We start from the raw sequence: 26,801 nt of genomic DNA, 5'->3' as shown, positions 1-26,801 counted from the left end.
GAGGCTGGGCATGGCCGAGACCCACGTGCTGTTCGTGGAGGACGACGACGTCATCCGCGAGGCCACGACCCTGGCGTTGGAACGCGACGGGTTCGCGGTCACCGCCATGCCCGACGGCCTGTCCGGGCTGGAGTCCTTCCGGGCGAACCGGCCGGACATCGCCCTGCTGGACGTGATGGTGCCCGGCATGGACGGGGTGAGCCTGTGCCGGCGCATCCGCGACGAGTCCACCGTCCCCGTCATCATGCTGTCGGCGCGCGCCGACTCCATCGACGTGGTCCTCGGCCTGGAGGCGGGCGCCGACGACTACGTCACCAAGCCCTTCGACGGCTCGGTCCTCGTCGCCCGGATCCGTGCCGTGCTGCGCCGCTTCGGCCACGCGGGCGGCACGCAGAACGGCGGCAACGGGTCGTCCGACGGGGACGGCTCCGACGAGCGCGGGGTGCTGTCCTTCGGCGACCTGGAGGTCGACACCGAGGGCATGGAGGTCCGCCGGGCCGGCTCCCCCGTCGCCCTGACCCCCACCGAGATGCGGCTGCTGCTGGAGTTCTCCTCCGCGCCCGGCACCGTCCTGTCCCGCGACCGGCTCCTGGAGCGGGTGTGGGACTACGACTGGGGCGGCGACACCCGCGTCGTGGACGTCCACGTCCAGCGACTGCGCACCAAGATCGGACAGGACCGGATCGAGACGGTCCGCGGCTTCGGATACAAGCTCAAGGCATGAGAACCACAGCATGAGGCGTTTCACCCTGCGCACGGGGATCCGCTGGAAGATCACGCTCGCCATCGCCGCCGTCGGCGCCCTCACCGCGCTCGCCCTGAGCCTGGTGGTGCACAGTGCCGCCCGCGTGTCGATGCTGGAGAGCGCCCGCGACTCGGAACTGGAGCGGGTCCAGTACATCGCCCGCACCCCCGACGCCGGCCGCAAGCCCATCTGGGGCGCCAAGGTCAACGACCCCGAGCTCCCCGCGGAGCTGCGCGAGAAGGCCCGCTCCGGGCGGCGCGGCACCTACATCCAGGAGACCCCCAAGCGGGCCCCCGAGGTGTGGGCGGCCGTACCGCTCGGCAACGGGCAGGTGCTCTCCATGCACCACCAGTTCCGCGAAAGCGCCAACATGGTGCGCGACCTGGACCGGGCCCTGGTCATCGGCTCCCTCGCCGTCGTGATCGGCGGCTCGGCGCTCGGCGTGCTCATCGGCGGGCAGATCTCCAGCCGGCTGCGCAAGGCCGCGGCGGCCGCCCAGCGGGTGGCGCACGGGGACCCGGAGGTCCGGGTGCGCGACGCCGTGGGCGGTGTCGTGCGCGACGAGACCGACGACCTCGCGCGGGCGGTGGACGCCATGGCCGACGCCCTCCAGCAGCGGCTGGAGGCCGAGCGGCGGGTCACCGCCGACATCGCGCACGAGCTGCGGACCCCGGTGACCGGCCTGCTCACCGCCGCGGAACTGCTGCCCCCGGGCCGGCCGACGGAGCTGGTGCGCGACCGCGCGCAGGCGATGCGGGCCCTGGTCGAGGACGTCCTGGAGGTGGCCCGGCTGGACGGCGCGTCCGAACGGGCCGAGCTCCAGGACGTGGCGCTGGGCGAGTTCGTGACCCGGCGGGTCACCGCGCTGATGCCGGAGGCCACGGTACGGGTCGTCGCGGACGAGATCGTCAGCACCGACCCGCGCCGGCTGGAGCGGATCCTCGGCAACCTCCTCGCCAACGCCGCACGGTACGGGCAGCCGCCGATCCAGGTCGACGTCGAGGGCCGGGTCGTGCGGGTGCGCGACCACGGGCCGGGCTTCCCCGAGGCGCTGCTGCGGGAGGGACCGAGCCGCTTCCGGACCGGGTCCACGGACCGGGCGGGCGTCGGGCACGGGCTCGGGCTGACCATCGCGGAGGGCCAGGCCCGCGTCCTGGGCGCCCGCCTCACCTTCCGCAACGTAGCGGCGCCGGGCGGTGCGGAGAACGAGGGAGCGGCGGCGGGCGCGGTGGCGGTCCTCTGGCTCCCGGAACACGCCCCGACGGCGACGGGCAGCTTCCCGATCATCCAGCTCCCGGGCTGACCCCCCCTCCCCCACGGGGCGGGGACGGCGGGGCCGGGCGACGGCGGGGCCGGGATGGGCCGGGGTCCGGGCCAGGTGCGGGGTCCGGCCTCCCGGCCCGCGGTGATGTTCTAGCATCCGTGCCATGACCGACGGTACGGATCGCCCGAACAGCCCGCAGCCCGGCCCCGCCTCCGGCGGGTACGGCTATCCACAGCCGGGGCAGTCCAACCCCTACCAGCCCGAGCCCGCGCCGGGACAGTCCGGGCAGGGCTTCGGTCCGCCGCCCGTGGCGGACGAAACGTTCCCGCCTCCGATACCCGAGACCTTCAGCGCCCCCTCGACACCGGACTGGCAGGCGATGGCCGACGCCTCCGAGGCGCAGCGCAAGAAGCGCCGGCTGCTGACCATCGGGGGCGGAGCGCTGGCGGTGGTCCTGCTGGCGGGCGGGGCGACGTTCTTCCTCACCCGCGGCGGTGGCGAGCCGGACGACAAGCCGACCGCCTCCTCCTCGGGCTCCCCCAGCCCCTCGGGTGCGGCGAAGTCGCCGACCAGGAACCCCGACGACGACTACCCGACCCTGCCCGGCGAGCCGAACGTCCTGCGCGACTACAACGGCAAGACGGGCATCGCCCTGGGCCCGGGCGCCTCGCTGGGCGAGCTGTCCATGCGCACCGAGGTGCGCTTCAAGGGCGCGCCGGACTCGTACGCGCAGGGGGCCGAGGCGGCCGTGGACGTCACGAAGGGCTTCAGCGTCTCCACGCGCGCCTACAACACGACCGAGGGCGGCTCGCACATGGCCGTCAGCCAGGGCGACGGGGACTCGTACTCCTTCGAGCTGGGCTTCGAGGTCGTGAACGGCAAGAAGGCCTGGGTGTTCCGGGTGCAGACCGGCGACAAGGGCCAGGCGGCGACGGCCCAGCAGGTCGTCGCGGACACCGTGGACACCACGAAGAAGTGGGCGCTGCTGACGGGCACCTACGACGCGGAGAAGAAGACCATCGCGCTGTGGGTGGACGACAAGCAGGCCGGTCAGGCGCAGGTCTCGGGGATCTGGGCGGGCCCCGGGCCGCTCCAGCTGGGCCGGGCCCGCCACCACGGGATCTGGAGCGCCCCCTGGGAGGGGGCGCTGGACCACATCCGGGTCTTCGACCAGGTGCTGGGCCAGGAGCAGCTCTCGCTCCTGAAGAACAACAAGCTCGTCAAGACCAAGCCGACGCACGCCTGGCTGGTCTGAGCCGGGAGGGTCAGACGGTGATGCCGACGTTGCGCAGGAAGACGACCGGGTTGATCGCGGAGCCGTAGTTCGGCGTGGTCCGGATCTCGAAGTGCAGGTGCGGACCGCTGGAGTTGCCGGTGTTGCCGGACAGGGCGATCTGCTGGTCGACGGAGACCTTCTGGCCGATCTTGACCTGGATCTTCGACAGGTGCGCGTACTGGGAGTACGTGTTGTTCGCGTGCTTGATCACGATGGCGTTGCCGTAGGCCGGGCCGTCGCCGCCGCCGTTGGGGCCGGCCTTGACGACGGTGCCGGCGGAGGCGGCGTGCACCGCGGTGCCGACGGGGACGGCGAAGTCCTGGCCGGAGTGCTTGTGGGACCACATGGTGCCGCCCTTGCCGAAGGTCGCGGAGAGCGTGTAGCCCTTGACGGGCTTGTCCCACAGGCCGGTCTTCACGGCGGTCTGCGCGGCGGGGGCGGCCAGGGTGCCGGGGGCCTCGTCGGCGAAGGCGGCGGTCGTCCCCGCCCCGAGGGCCAGCGCCGCACCGAGGGCGGTGGCGACGAGGGCGGTGCGGGTACGACGGGTGCTGACGCGCTTCGCGGACATGCGGGACCTCCGGGGCCGGGGACAGGATGCGGGCAAGAAAGATCCCGGCGCTGCGGCGTGTGCCGCGACTGCCGGGCTTGCCCCACCTTGGTAACCCGCGCCCCCGAACTTCCCCAAACACCCGATTTACTACCCCGGCTCGTAGGCGAATGTCTCACTCCGCCCCGGTTGACGCCTCCCGGACAGCGCCGACGCCAGGACGATCCGGGCACCAAACCCTACGGAGCCGCCTAGTAGGTCCGTTTTGTTCTGTGCGGCTTGTCACCGCCTCCCCCACGCCGAAGAACCGAAAAGGGGCGGCCCCGGGACCAGAAGTCCCGGGGCCGCCCCTTCGGTACCGCCTACCGCCTGTCGGCCGCTTACGCGCCCTTCGACAGGTCCGGGCCGGAGCCCGTGGCCTCGATCGGGGGGAGGTCCGGCAGGGCCGACTTCTCCTCGCCGCGGAAGGTGAACTTGGCTTCGTCGCCCTCACCCTCCACGCCGACGACCACGATGTGACCGGGGCGCAGCTCGCCGAAGAGAATCTTCTCCGACAGCAGGTCCTCGATCTCGCGCTGGATGGTCCGGCGCAGCGGGCGGGCACCCATGATCGGGTCGTAGCCGCGCTTGGCCAGGAGCAGCTTCGCGTCACCGCTGAGCTCGATGCCCATGTCGCGGTCCTTGAGGCGCTCGTCCACCTTGGCGATCATCAGGTCGACGATCTGGATGATGTCTTCCTGGCTGAGCTGGTGGAAGACGACCGTGTCGTCGACGCGGTTGAGGAACTCGGGCCGGAAGTGCTGCTTGAGCTCTTCGTTGACCTTCGCCTTCATCCGGTCGTAACCGGTCTTGACGTCGCCCTGGGCGGCGAAGCCCAGGTTGAAGCCCTTGGAGATGTCCCGCGTACCCAGGTTGGTCGTCATGATGATGACCGTGTTCTTGAAGTCCACCACCCGGCCCTGGGAGTCGGTCAGGCGGCCGTCCTCCAGGATCTGCAGCAGGGAATTGAAGATATCCGGGTGCGCCTTCTCGACCTCGTCGAAGAGGACGACGGAGAACGGCTTCCGGCGGACCTTCTCGGTCAGCTGGCCGCCCTCTTCGTAGCCCACGTAGCCGGGGGGCGAACCGAAGAGGCGCGAAACCGTGTGCTTCTCGCTGAACTCCGACATGTCGAGGGAGATCAGCGCGTCCTCGTCGCCGAAGAGGAATTCGGCGAGGGTCTTCGACAGCTCGGTCTTACCGACACCGGACGGGCCGGCGAAGATGAACGAGCCACCGGGGCGCTTCGGGTCCTTCAGGCCGGCCCGCGTACGGCGGATCGCCTGCGAAAGGGCCTTGATGGCGTCCTTCTGGCCGATGACGCGCTTGTGGAGCTCGTCCTCCATGCGCAGCAGGCGCGAGGACTCCTCCTCGGTCAGCTTGAAGACGGGAATGCCGGTCGCGGTCGCGAGGACCTCGGCGATGAGCTCGCCGTCGACCTCGGCGACGACGTCCATGTCGCCGGCCTTCCATTCCTTCTCGCGCTTGGACTTCGCGGCGAGCAGCTGCTTCTCCGAATCACGGAGCGAAGCCGCCTTCTCGAAGTCCTGGGAGTCGATGGCCGACTCCTTGTCGCGGCGCACGGCCGCGATCTTCTCGTCGAACTCGCGGAGGTCCGGCGGCGCGGTCATCCGGCGGATGCGCATCCGGGAGCCGGCCTCGTCGATCAGGTCGATCGCCTTGTCCGGCAGGAAGCGGTCCGAGATGTACCGGTCGGCCAGCGTCGCGGCCTGCACCAGGGCCTCGTCCGTGATCGAGACGCGGTGGTGGGCCTCGTACCGGTCACGGAGACCCTTGAGGATCTCGATGGTGTGCGGCAGCGACGGCTCCGCGACCTGGATGGGCTGGAAGCGGCGCTCCAGCGCGGCGTCCTTCTCCAGGTGCTTGCGGTACTCGTCGAGCGTCGTGGCGCCGATGGTCTGGAGCTCACCACGGGCCAGCATGGGCTTCAGGATCGAAGCGGCGTCGATCGCACCCTCTGCGGCACCCGCACCGACCAGCGTGTGGAGCTCGTCGATGAACAGGATGATGTCGCCGCGGGTGCGGATCTCCTTGAGGACCTTCTTCAGGCGCTCCTCGAAGTCACCGCGGTAGCGGGAACCGGCGACCAGCGCACCCAGGTCCAGGGTGTACAGGTGCTTGTCCTTGAGGGTCTCGGGCACCTCGCCCTTGACGATGGCCTGGGCCAGCCCCTCGACGACGGCGGTCTTGCCGACGCCGGGCTCGCCGATGAGGACCGGGTTGTTCTTGGTCCGGCGGGACAGCACCTGCATGACCCGCTCGATCTCCTTCTCGCGCCCGATGACCGGGTCGAGCTTGGATTCGCGGGCGGCCTGGGTGAGGTTGCGGCCGAACTGGTCGAGGACCAGCGAGGTCGAGGGGGTGCCCTCGGCCGGGCCGCCTGCGGTGGCCGACTCCTTGCCGCCCCCGGTGTAGCCGGAGAGCAGCTGGATGACCTGCTGCCGGACCCTGTTCAGATCGGCGCCCAGCTTCACGAGGACCTGGGCGGCGACGCCCTCGCCCTCGCGGATCAGGCCGAGCAGGATGTGCTCGGTGCCGATGTAGTTGTGGCCGAGCTGGAGGGCCTCTCGGAGCGAGAGCTCCAGGACCTTCTTCGCCCGCGGCGTGAAGGGGATGTGCCCGGACGGGGCCTGCTGGCCCTGACCGATGATCTCCTCAACCTGCTGGCGAACAGCCTCGAGCGAAATCCCGAGGCTCTCCAGGGCCTTAGCGGCGACACCCTCACCCTCGTGGATCAAGCCCAGGAGGATGTGCTCGGTGCCGATGTAGTTGTGGTTGAGCATCCGGGCTTCTTCCTGAGCCAGGACGACAACCCGCCGCGCGCGGTCGGTGAACCTCTCGAACATCGTTTATCGCTCCTCAGAGCGGTCGGGCAGTTCGGGGTCGGTCCCCGCCCTGTCCTTCCGCATGCTAGTCCCGCGGGACGGGACAGCTCATTCCAACTGCCGACATCCGTCCACGGCTCACCCCCACGTCGGTGAGGAAAACCGGCTGTAAGAGCCGACTACTGCTCCAACCCGATGGTGCGAGACGATGTTCCCGCAGGCCAGGCAGATACCCGTCACACGAGTACGCCGATGGCGAACGGAAGCCGCTCAAATCAGCGTGTCGCCCCGATCCACTAGGAATGTCTTACCCGTAAGGACTGACACTCCATGCCGGTCAGCACGGTTCCCTCCGCTACGGGCGAACACGCTTGTGTCCCGAATGTGGGACTCCGCTCCACGGATGTTTACGTTCCGCATTGATTCGGCTGCACTGCGTAACCCGGCGGTGGTGGTCGGAGTTCATCCGTTCATGGCCGCCGTCAACACCGTGAACGCCGTTCCCCCGCTCCGCGTTCCCTCGGGGCCGGACATCCGCGCCTGGTACGAGCGGGTGCTCGGATGGACCGTGGCGGCCGGGCCGCCCGTGCGGCTGGTCACCGGGATCCGGTTCGACGTGCTGGAGCTTCCGGCGGACGCCGGGGCCGGGCTGCTGCGCCGTCCCGGCCTCGCCACCGGTCCGGTGGCGCTGGCGGGGCGCAGGATGCGCCTCCTCGTCGCCCCGGGGGCCGCCGAGGAGCTGGAGGGGCTGCTCGACTGGCTGGAGTGGGGCGGGGTGGAGCTGGACCTCGCCGCCCTGGGGGCGGGGGGCGGGATCACCGCCCCCGTGCCGCCCGGACGCCTGCCGGGAGGGGCCCCTCAGGGGGTCGCCGTATGGCTGCGGCCCCCCGGGCCGGGGTGCGAGGCCTCGCTGCCGGCCCTGCCCGGTCCGGGGCACAGCCGCGGTCCCGGGGGGTCCGGCGGGCCCGATCTCGTACGCCTGGTGGCCGCGGCGGCGACGGAATGCCACCGCGCCCGCCTGTGGCGGCGTACGGATCAGCCCTTGGCGTTCTCGTAGGCCTCGCGGATCTCGGCCGGGACGCGTCCGCGGTCGTTGACGCTGAGGCCCTGGGCCTTGGCCCACGCGCGGATCTCGGCGGTGTCGGGGCTGCCGGACGAAGCCGCGGCGCGGCCCTTGGCGCGGCCGGCCGAGGCGCGCCCGCCGGTGCGGCGGCCGCCCTTCGTGTACGGGTCGAGCAGCCCGCGGAGCTTTTCAGCGTTGGCGGTGGTGAGGTCGATCTCGTAGGTCTTGCCATCCAGAGCGAACGTCACGGTCTCGTCCGCCTCGCCACCGTCGAGGTCGTCGACAAGAAGGACCTGAACCTTCTGTGCCACCGGATTTCCTTTCATCGAAAATGCAGTACGCGGAAAGGAAACCGCTTTTGCGTGGAAAACACAAACCCCCGGCGAGAGGTTCAGGAGCGCAACAAGGCGGGAAACGTACGCGATTCGGACATAGGCCACGGGCGCCTGCGGCCGGGAATAGCCCCCGCGCCCGATCAGAGGTGCAGCAGCATCCGGCTGTTGCCCAAGGTGTTCGGCTTCACTCGTTCGAGACCGAGGAACTCGGCGACACCCTCGTCATAGGAACGCAGGAGCTCCATGTAGACATCGGTCTGCACCGGGGTCTCGCCGATCTCGACGAACCCGTGCTTCGCGAAGAAGTCGACTTCGAAGGTCAGGCAGAATACCCGGCTCACCCCGACCCGGCGGGCCGTCTCCAACAACTTGGCGAGCAGCTGGTGGCCGACTCCGGCGCCCTTCAGCTCGCGGTCGACCGCGAGCGTGCGCACTTCGGCGAGGTCTTCCCACATGACGTGGAGAGCTCCGCAGCCCACCACCTGGCCGTCGGAGTCGCGTTCCGCGACCCAGAACTCCTGGATGTCCTCGTAAAGGACGACCGGGGCTTTGTCGAGGAGGATCCGCTGCTGCACGTACTGGTCCAGCAGGCGGCGCAGCGCCGGAACATCTCCGGTGCGCGCACGGCGGATGGTCACTGTTTTGGCGTCCGTGGTGGAAAGCTCTCCCATAGGCCGGACGCTATCGCCCCGGCCCGCTCCGGCGTGCGCCGGAGCCCCCTTCTTCTCCGGGTTCGCCCCCGGCTCCGCCGGGGCCGGCGGCGGGGGGTGCGGCCTCGGGGGCTTCGGCGGGCTCCGGGGGCTCGGGTTCGTCGTGCTGGACGATCCGTACGGCGTCGCGGAGGGCCTCGCGCTGTTCCGGGGACATCATGCCGAAGAAGGCGACGAGGGCGGCCGCGGGGCTGTCGCTGGTCGACCAGGCTTCGTTCATCAGTGCGGCCGAGTAGGCGGCGCGGGTGGAGACCGCCGTATATCGATAGGCGCGGCCTTCGGCTTCCCGGCGGACCCAGCCCTTCTGATGGAGATTGTCCATAACGGTCATGACCGTGGTGTACGCGATGGACCGTTCCTGCTGGAGGTCTTCGAGGACTTCCCGAACGGTGACCGGGCGGTTCCACTGCCACACCCGCGTCATGACTGCGTCTTCGAGTTCTCCCAAGGGGCGAGGCACAGCAGCACGATAGTGCGGAATGGGCTGAATTGCCCGACTATTCGTTGTGCAACGCGCGGCCAATACCCGGGCGGCGGCGCTACTTCTGCTGCCGGGCCGCTTCGGCGCGGGCGAGCACGGCGTCGACGGCCGCGTCTTCCTTGGCCTTGTTGGCGCCGCCCTGGCTCTTCACGATCGTCCTCACGAGGAAGATGAAGAACGTGGCCATCACGATGGGGGGCACGAGCGCGGAAACGTAGTCCATGCCCCCCAGCGTAGCTATACGGCCGCGCGGCGCCCCGCCGGGGGCGGGGCGGGCTTGCGGCGCGGCGGGAAGACCTCGCCCGGGGTGGGCACGGGCCGGCCGGGGCGCGGGGGCTCCTTCGGGGAGGGCTCGGGGCGGGGCCGCTCCGGGCGCGGTTCCTCGGGGTCCGGGGCCGTCCCGCGCGGCTCCTCGCGGCCGCCGGCGAGGGCCAGCAGGCGGGTGCGGGGCGCGGGGGCGACGGCGGCGAGGCGGCGCCGCACGGAGCGCTCCGCGACGCCCTGGGCCCGTTCCAGCACGGCGGCGGCGACCGCGTTGGCCCGCAGGGCGCGCAGGGCGGCGAGGTCGTCGGGGTCGGGCTCGTACCCGGCGGCGAGGGCGTCCTGGAGCAGTTCCAGGTAGCCGGACAGGCTCCCGGGCAGGGCGCCCCGGTAGCGGACGAGGTCGTCGAGCAGGAAGGCTCTGAGCCGGCCCGCCTCCTGGACCGCGTCGTCCACCGACGCGGCGAGGCGCAGGCAGTCCTGGACCTCGGCGGCCGTCAGGGGGGCCGTGGAGGACTGGAGGGCGTGGGCGAGGCTACGCCTGAGCACGTGCAGCTCTGCGGCGCTGAAGGCCATGCCGCCGCGGGATCCGTAGGGCGTGGGCATGGGCCGAAGATACGCGCTAATCGGACAAAATCCCCTGATGGTGGGGATGTGCGGCGCGGCGCAGCGCGCGCCGCGGGCCCCGCCGGAGTCAGCCGCTCTCCTTCACGGCCTCGACGAAGTCGGCCCAGGCGGCGTGGGTGGTGGCCATGACGAGGTGCGCGGGGTCGGCCCGGTCGGCCACCCGTACGAGGGTGCCGGGGGCGGCGGCCACGTAGACGCAGGCCTCTCCTTCGCCGCAGTACGACGATTTGCGCCACTCGGTCGGGGCGTTCGCGGTCATGGTGTCTCCTCCGCTGTGGACGAGGCCACGGTGCCTCTCCAGCGGGACGCTACCTCTGCCGGAGTCGCACTCCGGCCACTTCCGGTAAAAAACACAGCCGATAAATGTCACTCGGGCGTCACGGGGCCGTCACTCGACCGGGAAGGCGTAGGCGATCTCGTAGCGGGAGTCGGGGACCACGAGGTCCGCGGTCTCCACCGGGCGGCCGTCGGAGTCGATGTAGGTCCGCTCGATCCGGGTGACCATCGAACCGAGGCTGATCCCCAGCAGGTTGGCCTGGTCCTGGTTGGCGCGGGCGGGGCGCGGGACCTCCACCACCGAGGTGACGGTGATGCCGATGGAGCGCATCCGCGCCACGACGCCGGCGCCGCGCAGCTCCCCGGCCTCCGGGAGCACGATCGGGGTGCCGGAGGTGATGGCGAGGGGCTCCCAGGACTCGGAGAGCTCGGCGGGGCTGCCGTCGGCCATGAACTCGTAGCGGGTCAGCACGCAGGGGGCGCCGGGTTCGATCGCCAGCCGGGCGGCGATCCGCTCGGGGGCGGGGACCTGCGGGTGGGTCTTGGAGTCCCAGGAGGCGGCGATCCCGTGCGCGGCGGCCTCGGAGCGGAAGGTGTTGCCGGCCCCGGGGACCCGGCGGCGGGTGCGGAGCATCCGCATGCGGCGGCGCGGGGTGCGCACGTAGGTGCCGGAGCCGGCGCGGCCCTCCAGGAAGCCCTCGATGATCAGCTGTTCCATCGCCCGCTGGGTGACGCCCTGGCCGACCTCGTACTCCTCGGCGAAGCGGGCGCGGGAGGGGAGCCGGTCCCCGACCTTCCACTCGCCCGCCTCGATACGGGTCCGGAGGGCGGCCACCACCTTCAAGTACGGTGATTCACGGGGCATTTCGGGCCGTCCTCTACCGTCTCGTCCGTGCCGCTCGGGAGCGCGTGCGTCCGACGCCGCCAAGCTAACCGATCAGCTTGAAGCTGAGCACTCGGGATGACGGTGGGTGCGGAGCGGGGCGGGAACGGCGCGGTGCGGGGCCCGGATCCGGCCCCGGCGGCGCTCCGCCCGCCGCGCCCCGGGCGGGGCGGGCGGGCGGAGTGCCGGGCGCTCAGTCGAAGTTGGGCGCGTTGCGCTCGTACACCAGCCGCAGGCCCATCAGGGTCAGCCACGGCTCGTGCTCGTCGATCACGGAGGTCTCCCCGAGGACGATCGGGGCCAGCCCGCCGGTGGCGATGACGCGGACGTCGTCCGGGTCGCCCTCGGGGCCCACCAGGTCCCGGGCCATGCGGTGGACGATCCCGTCGACCTGGCCCGCGAACCCGTAGACCACGCCCGACTGCATGGCCTCGACCGTGGACTTGCCGATGACGTTGCGCGGCCGGGCCAGCTCGATCTTGCGCAGCTGGGCGCCGCGCATCCCGAGGGCCTCCATCGAGATCTCGATGCCCGGGGAGATCACCCCGCCCACGTACTCGCCGCGCGCGGAGATGGCGTCGAAGGTGGTCGCCGTCCCCATGTCGACGACGATCGCCGGACCGCCGTACAGCTCGACGGCCGCGACCGCGTTGACGATGCGGTCCGCGCCGACCTCCTTCGGGTTGTCCATCAGGATCGGCACGCCCGTCTTGACCCCGGGCTCCACCAGCACCGACGGCACGTCCCCGTAGTAGCGGCGGGTGACCTCGCGCAGCTCGTGCAGGACGGACGGGACCGTCGCGCAGATCGCGATGCCGTGGATCCCGTCGCCCAGCTCGCTGCCGAGCATCGGGTGCATCCCCATCAGGCCCTGGAGCAGCACGGCCATCTCGTCGGCCGTGCGGCGCGGGTCCGTCGAGACCCGCCAGTGCTCGACGATCTCCTCGCCGTCGAACAGGCCCATGACGGTGTGGGTGTTGCCCACGTCGATGGTGAGCAGCACGGACTACACCGCCTCGCGCAGGTCGAGGCCGATGTCCAGGATCGGCGAGGAGTGCGTGAGCGCGCCCACCGCCAGGAAGTCCACGCCGGTCTCGGCGTAGGCGCGGGCGGTCTCCAGGGTGAGGCGGCCCGAGGACTCCAGGACGGCGCGGCCGGCCACGATCGTGACGGCCTCCTCGGTCTCCGGGACGGTGAAGTTGTCCAGCAGGATCAGGTCGGCGCCCGCGTCCACGACCTCGCGGACCTGGTGCATCGTGTCGACCTCGACCTCGACCGGGACGTCGGGGAAGGCCTCGCGGACGGCCTTGAAGGCCTGGGCGACGCCGCCGGCCGCGACCACGTGGTTGTCCTTGACCAGCGCCGCGTCCGACAGGGACATGCGGTGGTTGACGCCGCCGCCGCAGCGGACCGCGTACTTCTCCAGGGAGCGCAGGCCCGGGGTGGTCTTGCGGGTGTCGCGGACCTTGGCCTTCGTGCCCTCCAGGACGTCCGCCCAGCGGCGGGTGGCGGTCGCGATGCCGGAGAGGCGGCACAGGATGTTCAGGGCGCTGCGCTCGGCCGTCAGCAGGTCGCGGGTGCGGGAGCGGACCGACAGCAGCAGCTGGCCGGCCTCCACGCGGTCGCCGTCCTCGGCGTGCCGCTCGACCTCGAAGGCCTCCGTGCACACCACGGAGAACACCGCCTCGGCGATGCGCAGGCCGGCGACGACGCCCGCCTCGCGGGCCACGAAGTCGGCGACGGCCTCGGCCTCTTCGGGGACGGTGGCGACGGTGGTGACGTCGACCCCGCCGTCCAGGTCCTCGGACAGCGCCATGTGCGCGATGTCCTCGACCTCGATCGGGTCGAGGCCCGCGTCCACGAACAGCTGGACCAGCGCCGGGTCGAGGCCGCTCTCCTCGCCGTCGCCGCAGCCGCAGTCGTCGCCGCAGCCGCCTTCGTTCTGCTCGATCAGGGGGAGTTCGGGGGTGCTCACGGTCAGTGCTCCTGGCTTGAGGGGTTGGGCGTGGGGAACGTCTACGGGCGGGGGGCGCCGGAGGAGGCGTCCGCGTCCACGGGCGGGAAGTCCGCCGAGTCGGTGGGGGTGACGACCAGGGCCCGCCGCTCCGTCGCCGAGAGCCGCACCACCAGGTGGCGGCGCCAGGCGTCGTCGCGGTCGGGGTGGTCCTCGCGCCAGTGGCAGCCGCGGGTCTCGGCGCGCCGCTGGGCGGCGGCGACCAGGACGCGGGCCACGCAGAGCAGGTTGGTCGCCTCCCAGGTGTCCACACCCGGTTCGGCGGTCTTCCCGTGGGCCTCCAGCTCGCCCAGGGCCGTCGCGTACAGGGTCTCCAGCGCCTCGGCGGCCTCGCTCAGGGACTCCGCGGAGCGCACGACGCCCGCGCCCTGGGTCATGATCCGCTGGACCTCGTAGCGGGCGCTCGCGGGCTGGAGCGGGCCGGTGGCGGGCACGGGTATGCCCGGGCCGCTGCCCTCGGGGGCGCGGGAGGCGATGTCCTCGGCGATCCGCTCGGCGAAGACCAGGCCCTCCAGGAGGGAGTTGGAGGCCAGGCGGTTCGCGCCGTGCACGCCGGTGCAGGCGACCTCGCCGCAGGCGTACAGGCCCGGGACGGTGGTGCGGCCGTGCAGGTCGGTGCGGACGCCGCCGGAGGCGTGGTGCGCGGCGGGCGAGACCGGGATCGGCTGGGTCACCGGGTCGATGCCGTGGGAGCGGCAGGCGGCGAGGATCGTCGGGAAGCGGTTCTCCCACATCTCGGCGCCGAAGTGCCGGCCGTCCAGGTACATGTGGAGCGCGCCCTGCTCCTGCATGCGGCGCGTGATGGCCTTGGCGACGATGTCGCGCGGGGCGAGCTCGGCGAGCTCGTGCTGGCCGACCATGAAGCGGACCCCGTCGGCGTCGACCAGGTGGGCGCCCTCGCCCCGTACGGCCTCCGAGACCAGGGGCTGCTGGCCCTCGGCGTCCGGGCCCAGGAACAGGACGGTCGGGTGGAACTGGACGAACTCCAGGTCGGAGACCTCGGCGCCGGCGCGCAGCGCGAGGGCGACGCCGTCGCCGGTGGAGACGGACGGGTTGGTGGTCGCGGAGAACACCTGGCCCATGCCGCCGGTCGCGAGGATCACGGCGGGCGCGTGGACGGCGCCGACGCCGTCGTGCTGGCCCTCGCCCATCACGTGCAGGGTGACGCCGGCCGTGCGGCCCTCGGCGTCCTGGAGCAGGTCCAGGACCAGGGCGTTCTCGACCGTCTCGATGCCGGCGGCGTGGACGGCCTCGACGAGCGCGCGGGAGATCTCGGCGCCGGTGGCGTCGCCGCCCGCGTGCACGATCCGGCGGCGGTGGTGGCCGCCCTCGCGGGTCAGCTCGATCTCGCCGGTCTCGGCGGAGGTGTCGAAGACGGCGCCGGCCGCGATGAGCCGGCGGACCGCGTCCGGGCCCTCGGTGACCAGGACCCGTACGGCGTTCTCGTCGCACAGTCCCGCACCGGCGACCAGGGTGTCGTCCAGGTGCTGCTCCGGGGTGTCGCCCTCGCCGAGCGCGGCCGCGACGCCGCCCTGGGCCCAGCGGGTCGAGCCGTCGTCGAGGCGGGCCTTGGTGACCACGACCGTACGGCGGCCCGCGGCGGCGCAGCGCAGCGCGGCGGTCAGACCCGCGATGCCGGATCCGACGACCACGACGTCCGCGTCGACGGCCCAGCCGGGGGCGGGGGCGTGCAGCCGTATGCCGGTCCCGGTGCCTGCGGCGCCCGGGGTGCCTGGGTTGCCTGTGGTGCTCACGCGTGTGCTCCGAACTCCAATGGGATGTTGTCGATCAGCCGGGTCGCGCCGACCTTCGCCGCGACGGCCAGCACGGCCTGTCCGGTGAAGTCGGGGCCGACGTCGGTGAAGTCCTTCGGGTCCACCAGCGCCAGGTAGTCCAGGACCAGCGGCGGCTCGTGGCGGCCCGCCTCCTCCAGGACGTGCCGGGCGGCGGCCCGTACGGCGTCCGGCAGGCCGGCGGCGCCGGTGGCGGCCGCCGACACGGCGTGGGCGTCGGCGGAGGCGCGGATCTCGCCGAGCCGGGCCAGGGCGGTGGCGCGCTCGTCGCTGGCGGGGGCGGCCTCGGCGCGGGCGCGCAGCGCGGCCTGCGCCGCGAGCCGGTCGCGGCCGGCGAACAGGGCGTGGGAGAGGGCGAGGGCGGTGTGGCGCTCGGCCGGGGAGAGGTAGCGGTTGCGGGAGGACAGGGCGAGCCCGTCGTCCTCGCGGACGGTGGGGACGCCGGCCACCTCGACGGGGAAGTTGAGGTCGGTCACCATGCGCCGGATCAGGGCCAGTTGCTGGGCGTCCTTCTGGCCGAAGAGGGCCAGGTCGGGGCGGGTGAGGTGGAGCAGTTTGGCGACGACGGTGAGCATGCCGTCGAAGTGGCCGGGGCGGGTGGCGCCCTCCAGTCGGCCGCCCATCGGGCCGGCGGTGATCCGCACCTGGGGGTCGCCGCCCGGGTACACCTCGTCGACGGAGGGCGCGAACACGGCGTCGGCGCCCGCCTCTTCGGCGATCGCCAGGTCGGCGTCGAGGGTGCGCGGGTAGCGGTCGAGGTCCTCGTTCGCCCCGAACTGGAGGGGGTTGACGAAGACGGTGACGACGACCTGCCCGTCGGGGCCGGCCTGTTCGCGCGCGGTGCGGACGAGGGTGGCATGGCCCTCGTGCAGGGCGCCCATGGTCATCACGACGGCGCGGCGGCCGGTGCGCGGCAGCTTGTGGAGCTCTTCGGCGGTGTTCAGCAGCCGGAGCGGGCCGGTCATCGCTCCCCACCCTTCGGATCGGCGGTGTCGGCGGTGTCGGCGAGCACGCCGAGCAGGTCCTCGGCGAGCTCGGGCTTGAGCAGGCCGTGCGCGAGGGCCCGGTCGGCGGTGGTGCGGGCCATCGCGAGGTACCCGGCGACGGTGGCGGGGGCGTGCTTGCGCAGCTCGGAGACGTGCGCGGCGACGGTCCCGGCGTCGCCGCGCGCGACGGGGCCGGTGAGGGCGGCGTCGCCGGAGCGCAGGGCGTTGTCCAGGGCCGCGCCGAGGAGCGGGCCGAGCATCCGGTCGGGGTGCCCGACGCCGGCGGTGCGCAGCAGTTCCATGGCCTGGGCGACCAGGGTGACCAGGTGGTTCGCGCCCAGGGCGAGGGCGGCGTGGTAGAGCGGGCGGCTCTCCTCCGCGATCCACTCGGGCTCCCCGCCCATCTCGATGACCAGGGCCTCGGCGGCGAGCCTCAGCTCGTCGGGGGCGGTCACGCCGAAGGAGCAGCCGGCCAGGCGCTGCACGTCGACCTCGGTGCCGGTGAAGGTCATCGCGGGGTGCAGGGCCAGCGGCAGGGCGCCCGCGCGGCGGGCGGGGTCCAGCACGGCGGTCCCGTAGCGGCCGGAGGTGTGGACGAGGAGCTGACCGGGGCGCACGGCGCCCGTCTCGGCGAGTCCCTCGACCAGCCCGGGCAGGGCGTCGTCGGGGACGGTGACCAGCACCAGCTCGGCCCGCTCCAGCACCTGCGCGGGGCTGACCAGCGGGACGTCGGGCAGCATCCGCTCGGCCCGGCGGCGGGAGGCGTCGGAGACGCCGGAGACGGCGACGGGGTGGTGCCCGGCCTGCTGGAGGGCGCGGGCCAGCGCGGGACCGACGCGGCCGGCGCCGACGACTCCGACGGAGAGCCGGGCAGGTCGGCCGGACGGATCCCGGGGCTCCGTCTGATGGGGTGCGTTCACGCGGGGAATGCCTTCCGTTCCAGTCCGCGGGGGGTACCGGACGATACGTCGCCATGCTAGGCCCTCGGACCGGGGTGGCGCCGGTCAGGCCCGGGGCGGCGGGGGCGGTACCGGCCGGGCCCCGGGAGCGGCCGGGGCGGCGCCGGGCGGACCCGGGGGGCGGGGCGGGCGGGGGGCCGGGCTCGCCGGGCGGACCCGGGGGCCGGCCCGGGGCGGCCCCAAGGCGACCCGGGGGCCGGCCCGGGGCGGCCCCAAGGCGGCCCGGGGGCGGGCTCGCCGGGCGGCCCGGAAATCGTTCGGGGCCGGGCCGGGGGCCGGGGGATGATCGGGGCATGACTGGCGTGACGGATGAAGGCGTACGGGACGAGGGGGGCGGCGGGGGCATGGCGGACACGGCCGACGACGTGGCGGAGCGGACGAAGCGGGTCGTGGCGGCGTGGCGGGGAGCCTCGCGGACGCTGACCCGCAGCCCGCGGGAGGCGACCGTCGGGGAGCTGCTGGCGGAGCTGGCCGACGCCCCGTACGACATGGACGCGCCCGGCGACCTGTACGGCGACGGGGTCGTCGCCGAGCTGGAGCGGCGGGTCGCGGAGCTGCTGGGCACCGAGGACGCGGCCTTCTTCCCCTCCGGGACGATGGCCCAGCAGATCGCCCTGCGCTGCTGGGCGGGCCGCACCGGGAACCGGGTCGTGGCCCTGCACCCGATGGGCCACCCCGAGCGGTGGGAGGGGGGCGCGCTGTCGGCGGTGTCGGGGCTGCGCACCGTCCACCCGGTGCAGGAGCCGCGCCAGCCGACGCCGGAGGAGGTCCGGGACCACCCCGAGCCCTTCGGCACGCTGATGCTGGAGCTGCCGCTGCGCGACGCGGGCTTCCTGCTGCCCTCCTGGGAGGAGCTGACGGGGCTCGTGGACGCCGCCCGGGAGCGGGACGCGGTGGTCCACTTCGACGGGGCCCGGCTGTGGGAGTCCACCGTCCACTTCGGCCGCCCCCTGGAGGAGGTCGCGGGGCTGGCCGACTCGGTCTACGTGTCCTTCTACAAGTCCCTCGGCGGGCTGAGCGGCGCCTGCCTGGCGGGGGCCCGCGGCTTCGTGGAGGAGGCCCGGGTGTGGCGCCACCGGTACGGGGGCCAGGTCTTCCGCCAGTTCCCCCAGGCCCTGTCGGCCCTGGCCGGACTGGAGCGGGAGCTGCCCCTCCTCCCGGCGTACGTGGAGCAGGCCCGGATGGTCGCGGAGGCCCTGCGCGAGGGGTTCGAGGCGGCCGGGGTGCCGTGGTTCCGGATCAACCCCGGGGTACCGCACACGCACCAGTTCCAGGTGTGGCTCCCCTACGAGTCGGACCGGCTGATCGAGGCGGGCGCGCGGCTGGCGGAGGAGGAGGGCACGGCCCTGTTCCACCGCTGGTCGGCGGAGGGCGTCGCACCGGGCCTGTCGATGACGGAGGTGACGGTGACCCGCCCGGGCCTGGAGTGGACCCCGGACGACGTCCGGACGGCGCTGACGGGGTTCCTGGAGCGGCTGTAGGGGGCGGCGGCCTCCGCGCGGGGCTTCCCGGTGCGGTCCTGCGCCGGGAGCCCCCTCAGCACGCCCGCGGGCGGTGGAGGAAGCGGGTCAGGGCGTGGCGCCAGGGGTGGGTGGTGGGGGCGCCCGAGACGGCGGCTTCGAACTGGGCCGCCGTGCGGATCGCGCGCAGGGCGGCCACGTCGTCGCGGCCCGGGGGCGGGGGCACGGGCGTGCCGTGCCGGGTCGCGCGGTAGGTGTCGAGGAGGTACTGCTCGATGGCTGTCATGCGTCCACCCTCACCCCGTCGGCCGCAGTCCGCCCGTCGATTGACGGGAGGCGTCAATCGACGCCTCCCACCTGCGGCGGAGCCCCCGCCGGTCCGCCCGGACGGCCGCGGGTCCGGCCCCGCCCCCGCCCGTACCCCGGGGCTCTGCAGGGGGGCCGGGCCGGACAGAATGGGGCGATGAGCGTGACCATCGACATCGCCGGGCTCCCCGTGGAGCGGATCGCCTTCGCGCCGTCCCCGCTCGCCGAGCTCTGCATGACGCTGCACGCGCTCTCCCAGCCCGCCCACCACCCCGGGCTGCATTCCTGGACGAGGACCACTACGGCCTCGCTCGACCCCTGCTTGGCCGAGCGCCTCCTCGAGGCCGATTTCATGTGGCGCAGTTCTTTCTCCGACATCTTCATGGCCTTCGCCGGCATCCCCGGCGGCAGCGGGCGCCCCGGGGCCACCCTGGCCGAGGAGCTGGACGTCCTCGACCGGATGGACGACGAGCGGTTCGTGCTGGCCGCGCTGGAGCACTGCTGGCTGGCCCTCTACAACGAGGGCGGCGCCCCCTCCCCGCTGACGGACCCCGCCGCCCGGACCAAGGCGCTGGAGACTGCGGCCGCGCGGGGTCCGGCGCGGCTGGAGTTCACGCGGCGGCTGCTGGACGACCCGTCCAGCGTGCGCGTCTGGCTGCGACGGCTGCTGGAGGACTGCGAGGAGGCCTTCTTCGCCGAGACCTGGCGGCGGATCGAGCCGCGGCAGACCGCGGACGTCCGGCACAAGACGGAGGTGCTGCGCCACCGGGGGCTGGCGGCCGTGCTGAAGGAGGTGTCCTCGGCCCTGAGCGTGGACGGGGCGCACACCGTGATCACCGCCGACAAGATGGTCAACGGCCAGGCCACCGCCACCGATCCGGAGGTCGGCCAGGGCCTGCTGTTCATCCCGACGAACTTCGGCTGGCCGCACCTGCTGGTGCTGCACGCACCCGGCTGGATGCCGGTGGTCCACTACCCCCTGGAGTCCCCCGAGCTGGCCTCCGAGCCGCCCTCGGTGGAGCAGGTCCAGCGCCGGATGGAGGCGCTGGCGCACCCGATGCGGATGAGGCTCTGCCGCAGCCTGGCGAGGGCCCCGTACACGACCAGCGAACTGGCGCGGGTGTACGCGATATCCGCGCCGGAGGTCTCCCGGCACCTGGCGGTCCTGAAGAGGGCGGGGCTGATCCAGACGCGCCGCCAGGGGCGTTACGTCCAGCACCAGTTGGACCTGGCCGTGGTCGCGCGCATAGGTCCCGATCTGATCGAGGGCATCCTCCGCTGAGCAGCCCCCGATCCGACCTCCGGACGGTGGCCGGAATTCGCCGTTTCCCGTCGGCGCAGACACACCGATATCCGGATTTCACAAACCGGAAGCAGTGAAAACCCTGGCGACGGCGGCCGGTTGCTGCCTAACGTGCCCCCACCGCTCACCCCCGCAGTCGCTCCATGCTGTGAAAGGACCTCCATGCCTTCTCGCCGTATAGCCGCAGCAACCGCCGCCCTGGCCGCCGCGGCCCTCGCCTCCCCGCTGCTCCTCGCCGGCCCGGCCGGCGCGTCGAGCCCGCAGAGCGACGCCGCCCGGGGGGACGCCCTGGCCAGGAAGCTGGTCAAGGAGGCGACCGGCAAGGGTGCCAACAACCACCTGAAGGTCTTCCAGTCGATCGCCGACTACAACAACGGCACCCGCGTGGCGGGTTCGAAGGGGCACGAGCAGTCGGCCAAGTACGTCGAGGGCGTGCTGAGGGCCGCCGGGTACGAGGTCTCGCGCCACGAGTTCGACTTCGTGTACGTCGAGACGGTCGCCGAGACGCTGAAGGTGGACGGCGCGAACGGCCGCGACGTACCGCTCAAGCTGATGACGTACACGGCGAGCGGCCCCGAGGGCGGCATCACCGCCCCGATCGCCGTCGTCCCGGTCGACGCGGACGGCTCCAACGGCTGCGACGCCGCCGACTTCGCGCCCGGCGCGTTCACGGGGAAGATCGCCCTGGTCAAGCGCGGCGGCTGCACCTTCGCCGCGAAGCAGGCGAACGCGGCGGCGGCCGGCGCGGTCGGCGCGGTCGTCTACAACAACACCGCGGGCGCCCTGAACGGCACCCTCGGCGACCCGAACGCGGGCAAGGTCCCCACCGGCGGCATCAGCCAGGCCGACGGCGAGAGGCTGGCGGCCGAGGCCGCGGCCGGACCGGTGAACGTGACCCTCGACGTCCGCCAGTTCCGCGAGAACCGCAAGACCTGGAACGTCGTCGCCGAGACCAAGGGCGGCGACCCGGACAACACGGTCTTCCTCGGCGCCCACCTGGACTCGGTCGCCGCCGGCCCGGGCATCAACGACAACGGCTCCGGCTCGGCCGGCATCCTCCAGGTCGCACAGCGCCTCGCGGGCGAGCAGAAGAAGATCAAGAACAAGGTCAAGTTCGCCTGGTGGTCGGCGGAGGAGTTCGGCCTGCTCGGCTCGGAGGCGTACGTGGCCTCGCTGACGCCGGAGCAGAAGAAGCAGATCAAGCTGTACCTGAACTTCGACATGATCGCCTCGCCCAACGCCGCCTACTTCGTCTACGACGGCGACGACTCCGACAAGGTCGGCTCGGGCCCCGGCCCGGAGGGTTCGGCGCAGCTGGAGAAGCAGATCACCGACTTCCTCGACGCGCAGAAGATCCCGCACGAGGGCAGCGACTTCACGGGCCGCTCGGACTACGGCCCGTTCATCGAGGCGGGCATCCCGTCCGGCGGCACGGACACCGGCGCCGAGGGCATCAAGACCCCGGCGCAGGCCGCGAAGTTCGGCGGTCAGGCGGGCGTCGCCTACGACGTGAACTACCACGGCAAGGGCGACGACATCACCAACATCGACCAGAAGGCCCTCGACATCAACGTCGACGTGATCGCGAACGCGGTGGGCCACTACGCCTACGACCTGGCCCCGCTGTCGCAGCCGGTCGTCTCGAAGCCGACCACCGGCTCGGCCGGCGGCGGCGGCCTGCGCCCGGGCCACGACCACGAGGCCGCGGAGTAGCGCAGCGGGCCCAGTGGGCCCCGGTACGCAGGAGGGGCCGGCTTCCGGGGGGATGCCGGCCCCTTCGCCGCAGTGCCTAGGGCCCGGCCCACACGGCCGTGACGGACGCGATCGCGCGCGCCGCCTCCTCGCGCCGGCCGGGGTCCGCGCGGACGGAGCGGGCGAGTTCCAGGTGGAGGAAGCGCGTTCCGAGCTCGGCGGCCAGCCGGCCCTGGGCGTTGCCGCGGCCCGACATCCGGCAGCTGCCGCTCCACGCCCGGCAGGGGCGCACGCCCCGGGAGGACAGCTGCGCGGCGAGCCGTGCGGCGTCGGCGGCCGCCGCGTCGCCCGTCCCGGTGGAGACGACGGCTCCGGCGCCGGGGACGGTGGAGTCGGCGAAGCCGTGCAGCTGGATGCCGGGCAGGCCGCGCCGGGTCAGCTCGGCGACGACGGCGTGGAAGACGGAGTCGGTGCGGTGGGCCATGTCGGCCTCCCCGGTGCCGCCGCCGACCGCGTTCCCGCCGCCGGCGGCGTTCCCGTCCGCGGTCCCGTCCCCTTCCTCTCCGCCCCCGTCGCCCCCGTCGCCCCCGCCCGGGCCGCCGGCCGCCCTGCGGTGGGCACCCGCCAGGACCATGACCCCGCCCGGGGCCCCGCGCAGGACGGCTACCCCGAGCCGTTCGGTGTCCTGGTCGGCGACCGGGTGCGGGACCTGTACCGACCAGCGCACCGGGGCGCCGAGGTCGACGTAGACCCGGCCCCAGCCCCGGTCGGCCGGGCCGGAGCGGGCGGCGGCGTCCGCGACCTCGGCGTAGCGGCGGCCGCCGGGGCCGTCGGTGAAGGTGTCGAGGCGGTAGTCCACCTCGGCGAGGCGGGTCCGGGCTTTTTCGACATCTCCGTCGAAAAGGGATGAGACACCGCCGAGAAGTGCGGACCTCTCCGCCTCGGTGGGAGTGCGATATCCGCCCCGCACCCCGAATCCGGAGGTGAATCGGGTCACCCGGTCGAGCAGATCGGTGGCCTGCGCCACAGGTCGCGGAACGGATTCCTCCGCCTTTTTGACCGGATTGGTGGGACGAAAGGCGACATAACCGACCATCATCATGATCATTACGCAAATGATCACAGGGATCGTTATGTTTTTCGTCAATTTCACCGTCATCACTGGCCGAAAATAACCGAATGAACCCCCGCCCCACCCGACCGGTCTCCCCCAGGGCCCTCACCGCGCTCCTCTGCGCGACGCTGAGCCTCGCCCTCGCGGGCTGCGGCCTCCTCGGCGGGGAATCCGGCGGCGGGGACCCCGCGAGCGGCGGCGCCGGCACCCGGAGCGGCGGCGGCCGGTCCTTCTCGGTCGCGGCGGCGGGGGACATCCTCATCCACCCCCAGCTCACCGACCAGGCCGCCCGGGACGCGCGGGCGGCCGGGCGCACCGGGTACGACTTCGACCGGATCATGGCGGGGGTCAAGCCGGTCATCAGCAAGGCCGACCTCGGCATCTGCCACATGGAGCCGGTCCTGGGCGAGCCGAACGGCCCGTTCCAGACCTACCCCGACTTCCTCGTCCCGCCGCAGATCGCCAAGACGGTCAAGAGCGTCGGCTACGACACCTGCTCCACGGCCTCCAACCACACCCTCGACCACGGACCCGAGGGCGTGTACCGCACCCTCGACACCCTGGACCGCGAGGGCCTGAAGCACACCGGCTCCGCCCGGAGCCAGCAGGAGGCGGACAAGCCGAACATCCTGGACGTCAAGGGCGTCAAGGTCGCCCAGATCTCCTTCGCCTCCGGGTTCAACGGCCGCGAGGTCCCCCAGGACAAGCCCTGGCTGGCCAACCTCGTCAGCGTCAAGGCCGTCGCCGCCGCCGAGAAGCGGGCCCGGGCGGCCGGCGCCGAGGTGGTGATCCTCTCCGTCCACTGGGGCCGCGAGCACCAGCCCGACCCCAGCGGCCCGCAGCTGGAACTGGCCCGCAAGATCGCCAAGGAGACCGGGGTCGACCTGGTCATCGGCCACCACGCCCACGTCGTCCAGCCGATGGAGAAGATCGACGGCACCTGGGTCGCGTACGGGCTCGGCAACCAGCTCGCCCGCCACGACGTGCCCAGCGGCCTCACCGAAGAGGGCGCCATCGGCTGGTTCGACTTCACGCAGAAGAACGGCAAGTGGGAGGTCCAGGCCCGCTTCGTGCCGACCTACACCGACATCCCGCCGGACCGCGAGGGCACCCCCGGCACCGACCTGCCCGGAGCCGGCCCCGCCCCCGCGCGCGACCACCGGCTGGTCGACGTCGCCGCCGCCCTCGCCTCCGGCACCACCCCCGACGGGAAGCGGCTGCTGCCCGAGCAGCGCGCCCGCTACCGGCTCGCCTTCGAACGCACCCGGGGCACCCTGCTCAACCGCGGGGCCGGCAAGGACGGGCTCCGCCCGCTGCGGGAGCTGCCCGACTGACCCGCCCGGCTCCCCGCGAGCCCGCACGCCGGCCCGCACGCCCGCACGCCCGTAAGCCCGTAAGCCCGTACGACCCGAGCCCGCCGGACGCCCCCGCCCGACCCGGGCCCACGACCTCCCCCGCCAGGAAGGACCCCCCGCTGTGGCCGCTTCGCCCGCCAAGCGACGGCGCAAGGCCCGCCGCAGGGCCGACATGTCCCTGCTCGGCGGCATCAGGCCCCCGATCACCGTCCTGTCGGTCCTGCTGCTCGCCCTGGCGGGGTTCACCGCGATGAGCCTGGGCAGCGTCCGCGAGGACCGGCTGCCGCAGGCCGTGCTCACCTCCCAGCAGCACTTCGCCGAGGACGGCGCGATCGCGCTGCGCGCCTCCCTGGACGAGAGCGTCACCGACCTGAACCGGGCCGCGGCCCTCTTCTCCGCCGGCGAGCCCGTCACCCCCGACGCCGTGCTCGACCGGATCGGCACCGTCTACCAGAAGTGGCGCGGCACCGCCGTCGTCGAGATCGGCTCGGGCCGGCTGCTCGCCGCACGCGGCGAGAACCTCCCGCTGACGGCCGTCGACCGCACCAAGCTCTCCGGCGACGGCGGCCTGGCCCCCCGCATGGTCACCCTCGCCAACGGCGAGACCCGCCTGCTCACCCTCTCCCTCCTCACCTGGAAGGACCGGCCCCAGCAGCTGCTGGTCGCCTCCAGCAGCCTGCGCTTCCCCGGCATCAGCCTCGGCAACCTGCGCAGCATCGCCGTCGTCGGCGCCGACGGGACCGTCCTGAGCACCGACGGCATACCCGAGCCGGAGATGCTCCTCAGCGACAACCGGCGCGCCGACGTCAAACGCGACACCAAGCAGCTGGCCTCCTTCGCGAAGACCGCCGCCAAGAAGGCCAGGGCGAACCCGCTGACCGTCAAGGAGCCCGGCTCCGGCGGCTTCCCCGGGGTCAGCGGCAGCCTGATGGGCGGCGAGACCAGCGGCGAGCGCGCCGCCGCCGGGTACGCCCGCCTCTCCGGGCCGGAAGCGGGCGTCGGCACCAGCGCCACCAGCCTGGAGCTCACCGTCGTCGCGATGATCGACATCGCGCAGAACCCGTCCCGCGCGACCGACGCCTTCGCCGGACTGGTCCTGGCCGGCACCCTGCTCCTGGTCGGCGCGCTCGTCATCGCGCTGCTGGTCGCCACCGTCCAGCGGCCGCTGATCACCCTGTTCCTGGAGAGCCGCCGGCTGACCCGCGGCGACCTCACCCGCCCCGTGACCATCCCCCGCGGCGGAGAGGCCGCGCGGATCGCCCTCGCGCTGGACCGGCTGCGCGGCCAGCTCCGCGACCGCGACGCCGAGGGCGGCGGGGCCCCCGCAGCGCCCGGCGCCCGCGGCCGGGACAAGCGGCGCACGGGCGCCCGTACGCTCGTCGCGGTCTGCGCCGTGCTGCTCCTCGCCTGGTGCGTGCCGCTGGGGCTGCTCGTCAACCGGGCCGGGGACTCCGTCGTCGTGCCGCAGCAGCTGGTCAACGACCAGCGCGAGCGCACCGACACCCTCAACGACCGGGTCCGGCGCGCCCTCAACGAGGGCCAGGCCGACCTGGCGTCCGTGGCCGCGCTGATGGGCGCCGACGCCGGCCCCGACCGCATGTCCGAGGTCCTGGAGCACACCGTGCGGGAGCACACCCGCTACGCCTCCCTGTACGTGCTCGACGGCTCCGGCAAGGCCCTCGCCCAGGCGGGCGGCACCCCCCGCGCCCCCCTCGGCAAGGGCCCCCGCAAGGAGCCCGTCGCCCTCTACGACGGCGCCAAGGAGCCCGTGATCATCGCCACGGCCGAGGTCCCCGGCCGGGCGGGCACGGCCGTCGTCGGCGAGTTCCGCATCGACTTCCTCAACGCCCTCCTCAAGCGGCCGGGCCTCGGCGAGATCCGGGTCGTGGACTCCAAGCACCGGGTCATCGGCTCCAACAGCGGCTACCGGGCCTTCCAGGGCCTCGACGACGCACGCCTCGACGCCCTCGTCCAGGGCTCCTCCCTCAAGGTGGGGATGGCCCCGCGGCCCGGCGGCGTCCTCTACCGCAGCGGCGGCGACCACGTCATCGCGGCAGCCGCGCCCTTCTCGGGCGGCGGCGCGGCCGGGGACCTGAAGTGGAGCGTGGTCAGCTGGCAGTCCGCCAAGGGCCTGGCCATCAGCGAGTACAGCCTCCAGAACCGCACCGTCCTCGCCGGGCTCCTCGGCTTCGCGGTCGGCGCGGCCTGCCTGGGCTGGCTCCAGATCATCGTGGTCGCCCCGCTGCGCGAGCTCGCCCGCCGCGCCGAGGCCCTCGCCGACGGCGACCGCCGCACCGTGCTCTACCCGCGCCACCACGACGAGGTCGGCGCCGTGACCCGCAGCCTGGAGATCATCCGCCAGCAGCTCCAGCAGAGCGGCCGGCGGCGCGGGCAGCAGCGGACGACGAACGACACCGGGGGAGCGGGAGCCCCCTCCGCCACCACGGCCGGAAGGAACTGATCCCC

General features: G+C 73.1%; 25 protein-coding genes. 9 read left to right on the top strand and 16 right to left on the bottom strand.

Features of this window, described 5'->3' with window-relative positions; translation table 11 throughout:
- The first annotated feature begins 10 nt into the window (after positions 1-10).
- The 3 genes from cseB to ACIRBY_RS35040 all read left to right on the top strand — a co-directional run bounded on the left by cseB (position 11) and on the right by ACIRBY_RS35040 (position 3,264).
- Complete coding sequence (gene cseB / locus ACIRBY_RS35050) at positions 11-724, top strand: two-component system response regulator CseB (protein ID WP_042813900.1); 714 nt, start codon at positions 11-13, stop codon at positions 722-724.
- Between the two features lie 10 nt (positions 725-734).
- A complete protein-coding gene (gene cseC, locus ACIRBY_RS35045; protein ID WP_403908393.1) occupies positions 735-2,048 on the top strand; it encodes a two-component system sensor histidine kinase CseC in 1,314 nt (437 codons plus the stop codon).
- 124 nt (positions 2,049-2,172) lie between these two features.
- Complete coding sequence (locus ACIRBY_RS35040; protein WP_403908391.1) at positions 2,173-3,264, top strand: LamG-like jellyroll fold domain-containing protein; 1,092 nt, start codon at positions 2,173-2,175, stop codon at positions 3,262-3,264.
- Between the two features lie 10 nt (positions 3,265-3,274).
- Here the strand turns inward: ACIRBY_RS35040 and ACIRBY_RS35035 are convergent, their stop codons facing one another.
- Together ACIRBY_RS35035 and ACIRBY_RS35030 are read right to left on the bottom strand one after the other, a co-directional pair.
- Positions 3,275-3,853: a M23 family metallopeptidase gene (locus tag ACIRBY_RS35035; protein WP_403908389.1), complete on the bottom strand. Its 579-nt coding sequence runs from the start codon at positions 3,851-3,853 to the stop codon at positions 3,275-3,277.
- A gap of 359 nt (positions 3,854-4,212) precedes the next feature.
- Complete coding sequence (locus ACIRBY_RS35030) at positions 4,213-6,738, bottom strand: ATP-dependent Clp protease ATP-binding subunit (RefSeq protein ID WP_045949250.1); 2,526 nt, start codon at positions 6,736-6,738, stop codon at positions 4,213-4,215.
- Positions 6,739-7,189: 451 nt separating this feature from the next.
- Between ACIRBY_RS35030 and ACIRBY_RS35025 the strand changes: the two genes are divergently transcribed.
- The gene (locus ACIRBY_RS35025) at positions 7,190-7,774 is read left to right on the top strand and encodes an SCO3374 family protein (RefSeq protein WP_403908386.1); all 585 of its coding nucleotides are present in this window, start codon (positions 7,190-7,192) and stop codon (positions 7,772-7,774) included.
- Here ACIRBY_RS35025 and ACIRBY_RS35020 read toward each other — a convergent pair.
- From ACIRBY_RS35020 to ACIRBY_RS34965, 12 genes are all read right to left on the bottom strand, one after another.
- Positions 7,753-8,091 (bottom strand): Lsr2 family protein, encoded by a 339-nt coding sequence (locus ACIRBY_RS35020; protein WP_042811087.1) that lies wholly within the window; start codon positions 8,089-8,091, stop codon positions 7,753-7,755. The genes ACIRBY_RS35025 and ACIRBY_RS35020 overlap by 22 nt on opposite strands.
- Positions 8,092-8,255: 164 nt before the next feature.
- The gene (locus ACIRBY_RS35015) at positions 8,256-8,786 is read right to left on the bottom strand and encodes an amino-acid N-acetyltransferase (RefSeq protein ID WP_403908384.1); all 531 of its coding nucleotides are present in this window, start codon (positions 8,784-8,786) and stop codon (positions 8,256-8,258) included.
- Between the two features lie 10 nt (positions 8,787-8,796).
- The gene (locus ACIRBY_RS35010) at positions 8,797-9,249 is read right to left on the bottom strand and encodes a BlaI/MecI/CopY family transcriptional regulator (RefSeq protein WP_403908382.1); all 453 of its coding nucleotides are present in this window, start codon (positions 9,247-9,249) and stop codon (positions 8,797-8,799) included.
- Positions 9,250-9,364: 115 nt separating this feature from the next.
- On the bottom strand, positions 9,365-9,529 hold the full coding sequence (locus ACIRBY_RS35005; RefSeq protein ID WP_042811092.1) for a hypothetical protein: 165 nt from the start codon (positions 9,527-9,529) through the stop codon (positions 9,365-9,367).
- Between the two features lie 14 nt (positions 9,530-9,543).
- Complete coding sequence (locus ACIRBY_RS35000) at positions 9,544-10,173, bottom strand: hypothetical protein (protein WP_403908380.1); 630 nt, start codon at positions 10,171-10,173, stop codon at positions 9,544-9,546.
- Between the two features lie 88 nt (positions 10,174-10,261).
- Positions 10,262-10,453, bottom strand: coding sequence for a DUF397 domain-containing protein (locus ACIRBY_RS34995; protein ID WP_366449670.1), 192 nt, complete (start codon positions 10,451-10,453; stop codon positions 10,262-10,264).
- A 129-nt stretch (positions 10,454-10,582) separates the two neighbouring features.
- Entirely contained in the window at positions 10,583-11,335 is a 753-nt protein-coding gene (locus ACIRBY_RS34990) for a GntR family transcriptional regulator (protein ID WP_403908378.1), read from the bottom strand.
- Positions 11,336-11,546: 211 nt separating this feature from the next.
- On the bottom strand, positions 11,547-12,356 hold the full coding sequence (locus ACIRBY_RS34985) for a type III pantothenate kinase (protein WP_403908376.1): 810 nt from the start codon (positions 12,354-12,356) through the stop codon (positions 11,547-11,549).
- Positions 12,357-12,359: 3 nt separating this feature from the next.
- The gene (nadC, locus tag ACIRBY_RS34980; RefSeq protein ID WP_403908374.1) at positions 12,360-13,328 is read right to left on the bottom strand and encodes a carboxylating nicotinate-nucleotide diphosphorylase; all 969 of its coding nucleotides are present in this window, start codon (positions 13,326-13,328) and stop codon (positions 12,360-12,362) included.
- A gap of 41 nt (positions 13,329-13,369) precedes the next feature.
- Entirely contained in the window at positions 13,370-15,121 is a 1,752-nt protein-coding gene (locus tag ACIRBY_RS34975) for an L-aspartate oxidase (RefSeq protein WP_403908372.1), read from the bottom strand.
- Positions 15,118-16,125, bottom strand: a complete 1,008-nt coding sequence (gene panC / locus ACIRBY_RS34970) for a pantoate--beta-alanine ligase (RefSeq protein WP_403908370.1) — start codon at positions 16,123-16,125, stop codon at positions 15,118-15,120. The genes ACIRBY_RS34975 and panC overlap by 4 nt, the downstream gene beginning before the upstream one ends.
- Entirely contained in the window at positions 16,122-17,066 is a 945-nt protein-coding gene (locus ACIRBY_RS34965; RefSeq protein WP_403908368.1) for a Rossmann-like and DUF2520 domain-containing protein, read from the bottom strand. The genes panC and ACIRBY_RS34965 overlap by 4 nt, the downstream gene beginning before the upstream one ends.
- 383 nt (positions 17,067-17,449) lie before the next feature.
- On the opposite strand from ACIRBY_RS34965, the gene ACIRBY_RS34960 reads away from it, so the two are divergent.
- On the top strand, positions 17,450-18,586 hold the full coding sequence (locus ACIRBY_RS34960; protein WP_403908434.1) for a threonine aldolase family protein: 1,137 nt from the start codon (positions 17,450-17,452) through the stop codon (positions 18,584-18,586).
- Positions 18,587-18,641: 55 nt separating this feature from the next.
- On the opposite strand, the gene ACIRBY_RS34955 is transcribed toward ACIRBY_RS34960, so the two are convergent.
- Positions 18,642-18,851, bottom strand: coding sequence for a hypothetical protein (locus tag ACIRBY_RS34955; RefSeq protein ID WP_403908366.1), 210 nt, complete (start codon positions 18,849-18,851; stop codon positions 18,642-18,644).
- Positions 18,852-19,034: 183 nt separating this feature from the next.
- On the opposite strand from ACIRBY_RS34955, the gene ACIRBY_RS34950 reads away from it, so the two are divergent.
- Entirely contained in the window at positions 19,035-20,153 is a 1,119-nt protein-coding gene (locus tag ACIRBY_RS34950) for a DUF5937 family protein (protein ID WP_403908432.1), read from the top strand.
- 183 nt (positions 20,154-20,336) lie between these two features.
- Positions 20,337-21,887 (top strand): M28 family metallopeptidase, encoded by a 1,551-nt coding sequence (locus ACIRBY_RS34945; RefSeq protein WP_403908364.1) that lies wholly within the window; start codon positions 20,337-20,339, stop codon positions 21,885-21,887.
- A gap of 76 nt (positions 21,888-21,963) precedes the next feature.
- Here ACIRBY_RS34945 and ACIRBY_RS34940 read toward each other — a convergent pair whose 3' ends face one another.
- Positions 21,964-22,725 carry a hypothetical protein gene (locus ACIRBY_RS34940; protein WP_403908362.1) on the bottom strand — a complete coding sequence of 254 codons (762 nt, stop codon included), beginning with the start codon at positions 22,723-22,725 and terminating at the stop codon, positions 21,964-21,966.
- Between the two features lie 320 nt (positions 22,726-23,045).
- On the opposite strand from ACIRBY_RS34940, the gene ACIRBY_RS34935 reads away from it, so the two are divergent.
- Positions 23,046-24,314 (top strand): CapA family protein, encoded by a 1,269-nt coding sequence (locus ACIRBY_RS34935; RefSeq protein WP_403908360.1) that lies wholly within the window; start codon positions 23,046-23,048, stop codon positions 24,312-24,314.
- 193 nt (positions 24,315-24,507) lie between these two features.
- Positions 24,508-26,796, top strand: coding sequence for a HAMP domain-containing protein (locus tag ACIRBY_RS34930; RefSeq protein WP_403908430.1), 2,289 nt, complete (start codon positions 24,508-24,510; stop codon positions 26,794-26,796).
- The last annotated feature ends 5 nt before the right edge of the window (positions 26,797-26,801 follow it).

Source organism: Streptomyces sp. NPDC096136 (assembly GCF_044763325.1).
In the GTDB taxonomy this organism is placed as follows: domain Bacteria; phylum Actinomycetota; class Actinomycetes; order Streptomycetales; family Streptomycetaceae; genus Streptomyces.
This window is presented reverse-complemented; position numbering and strand designations above follow the sequence as displayed.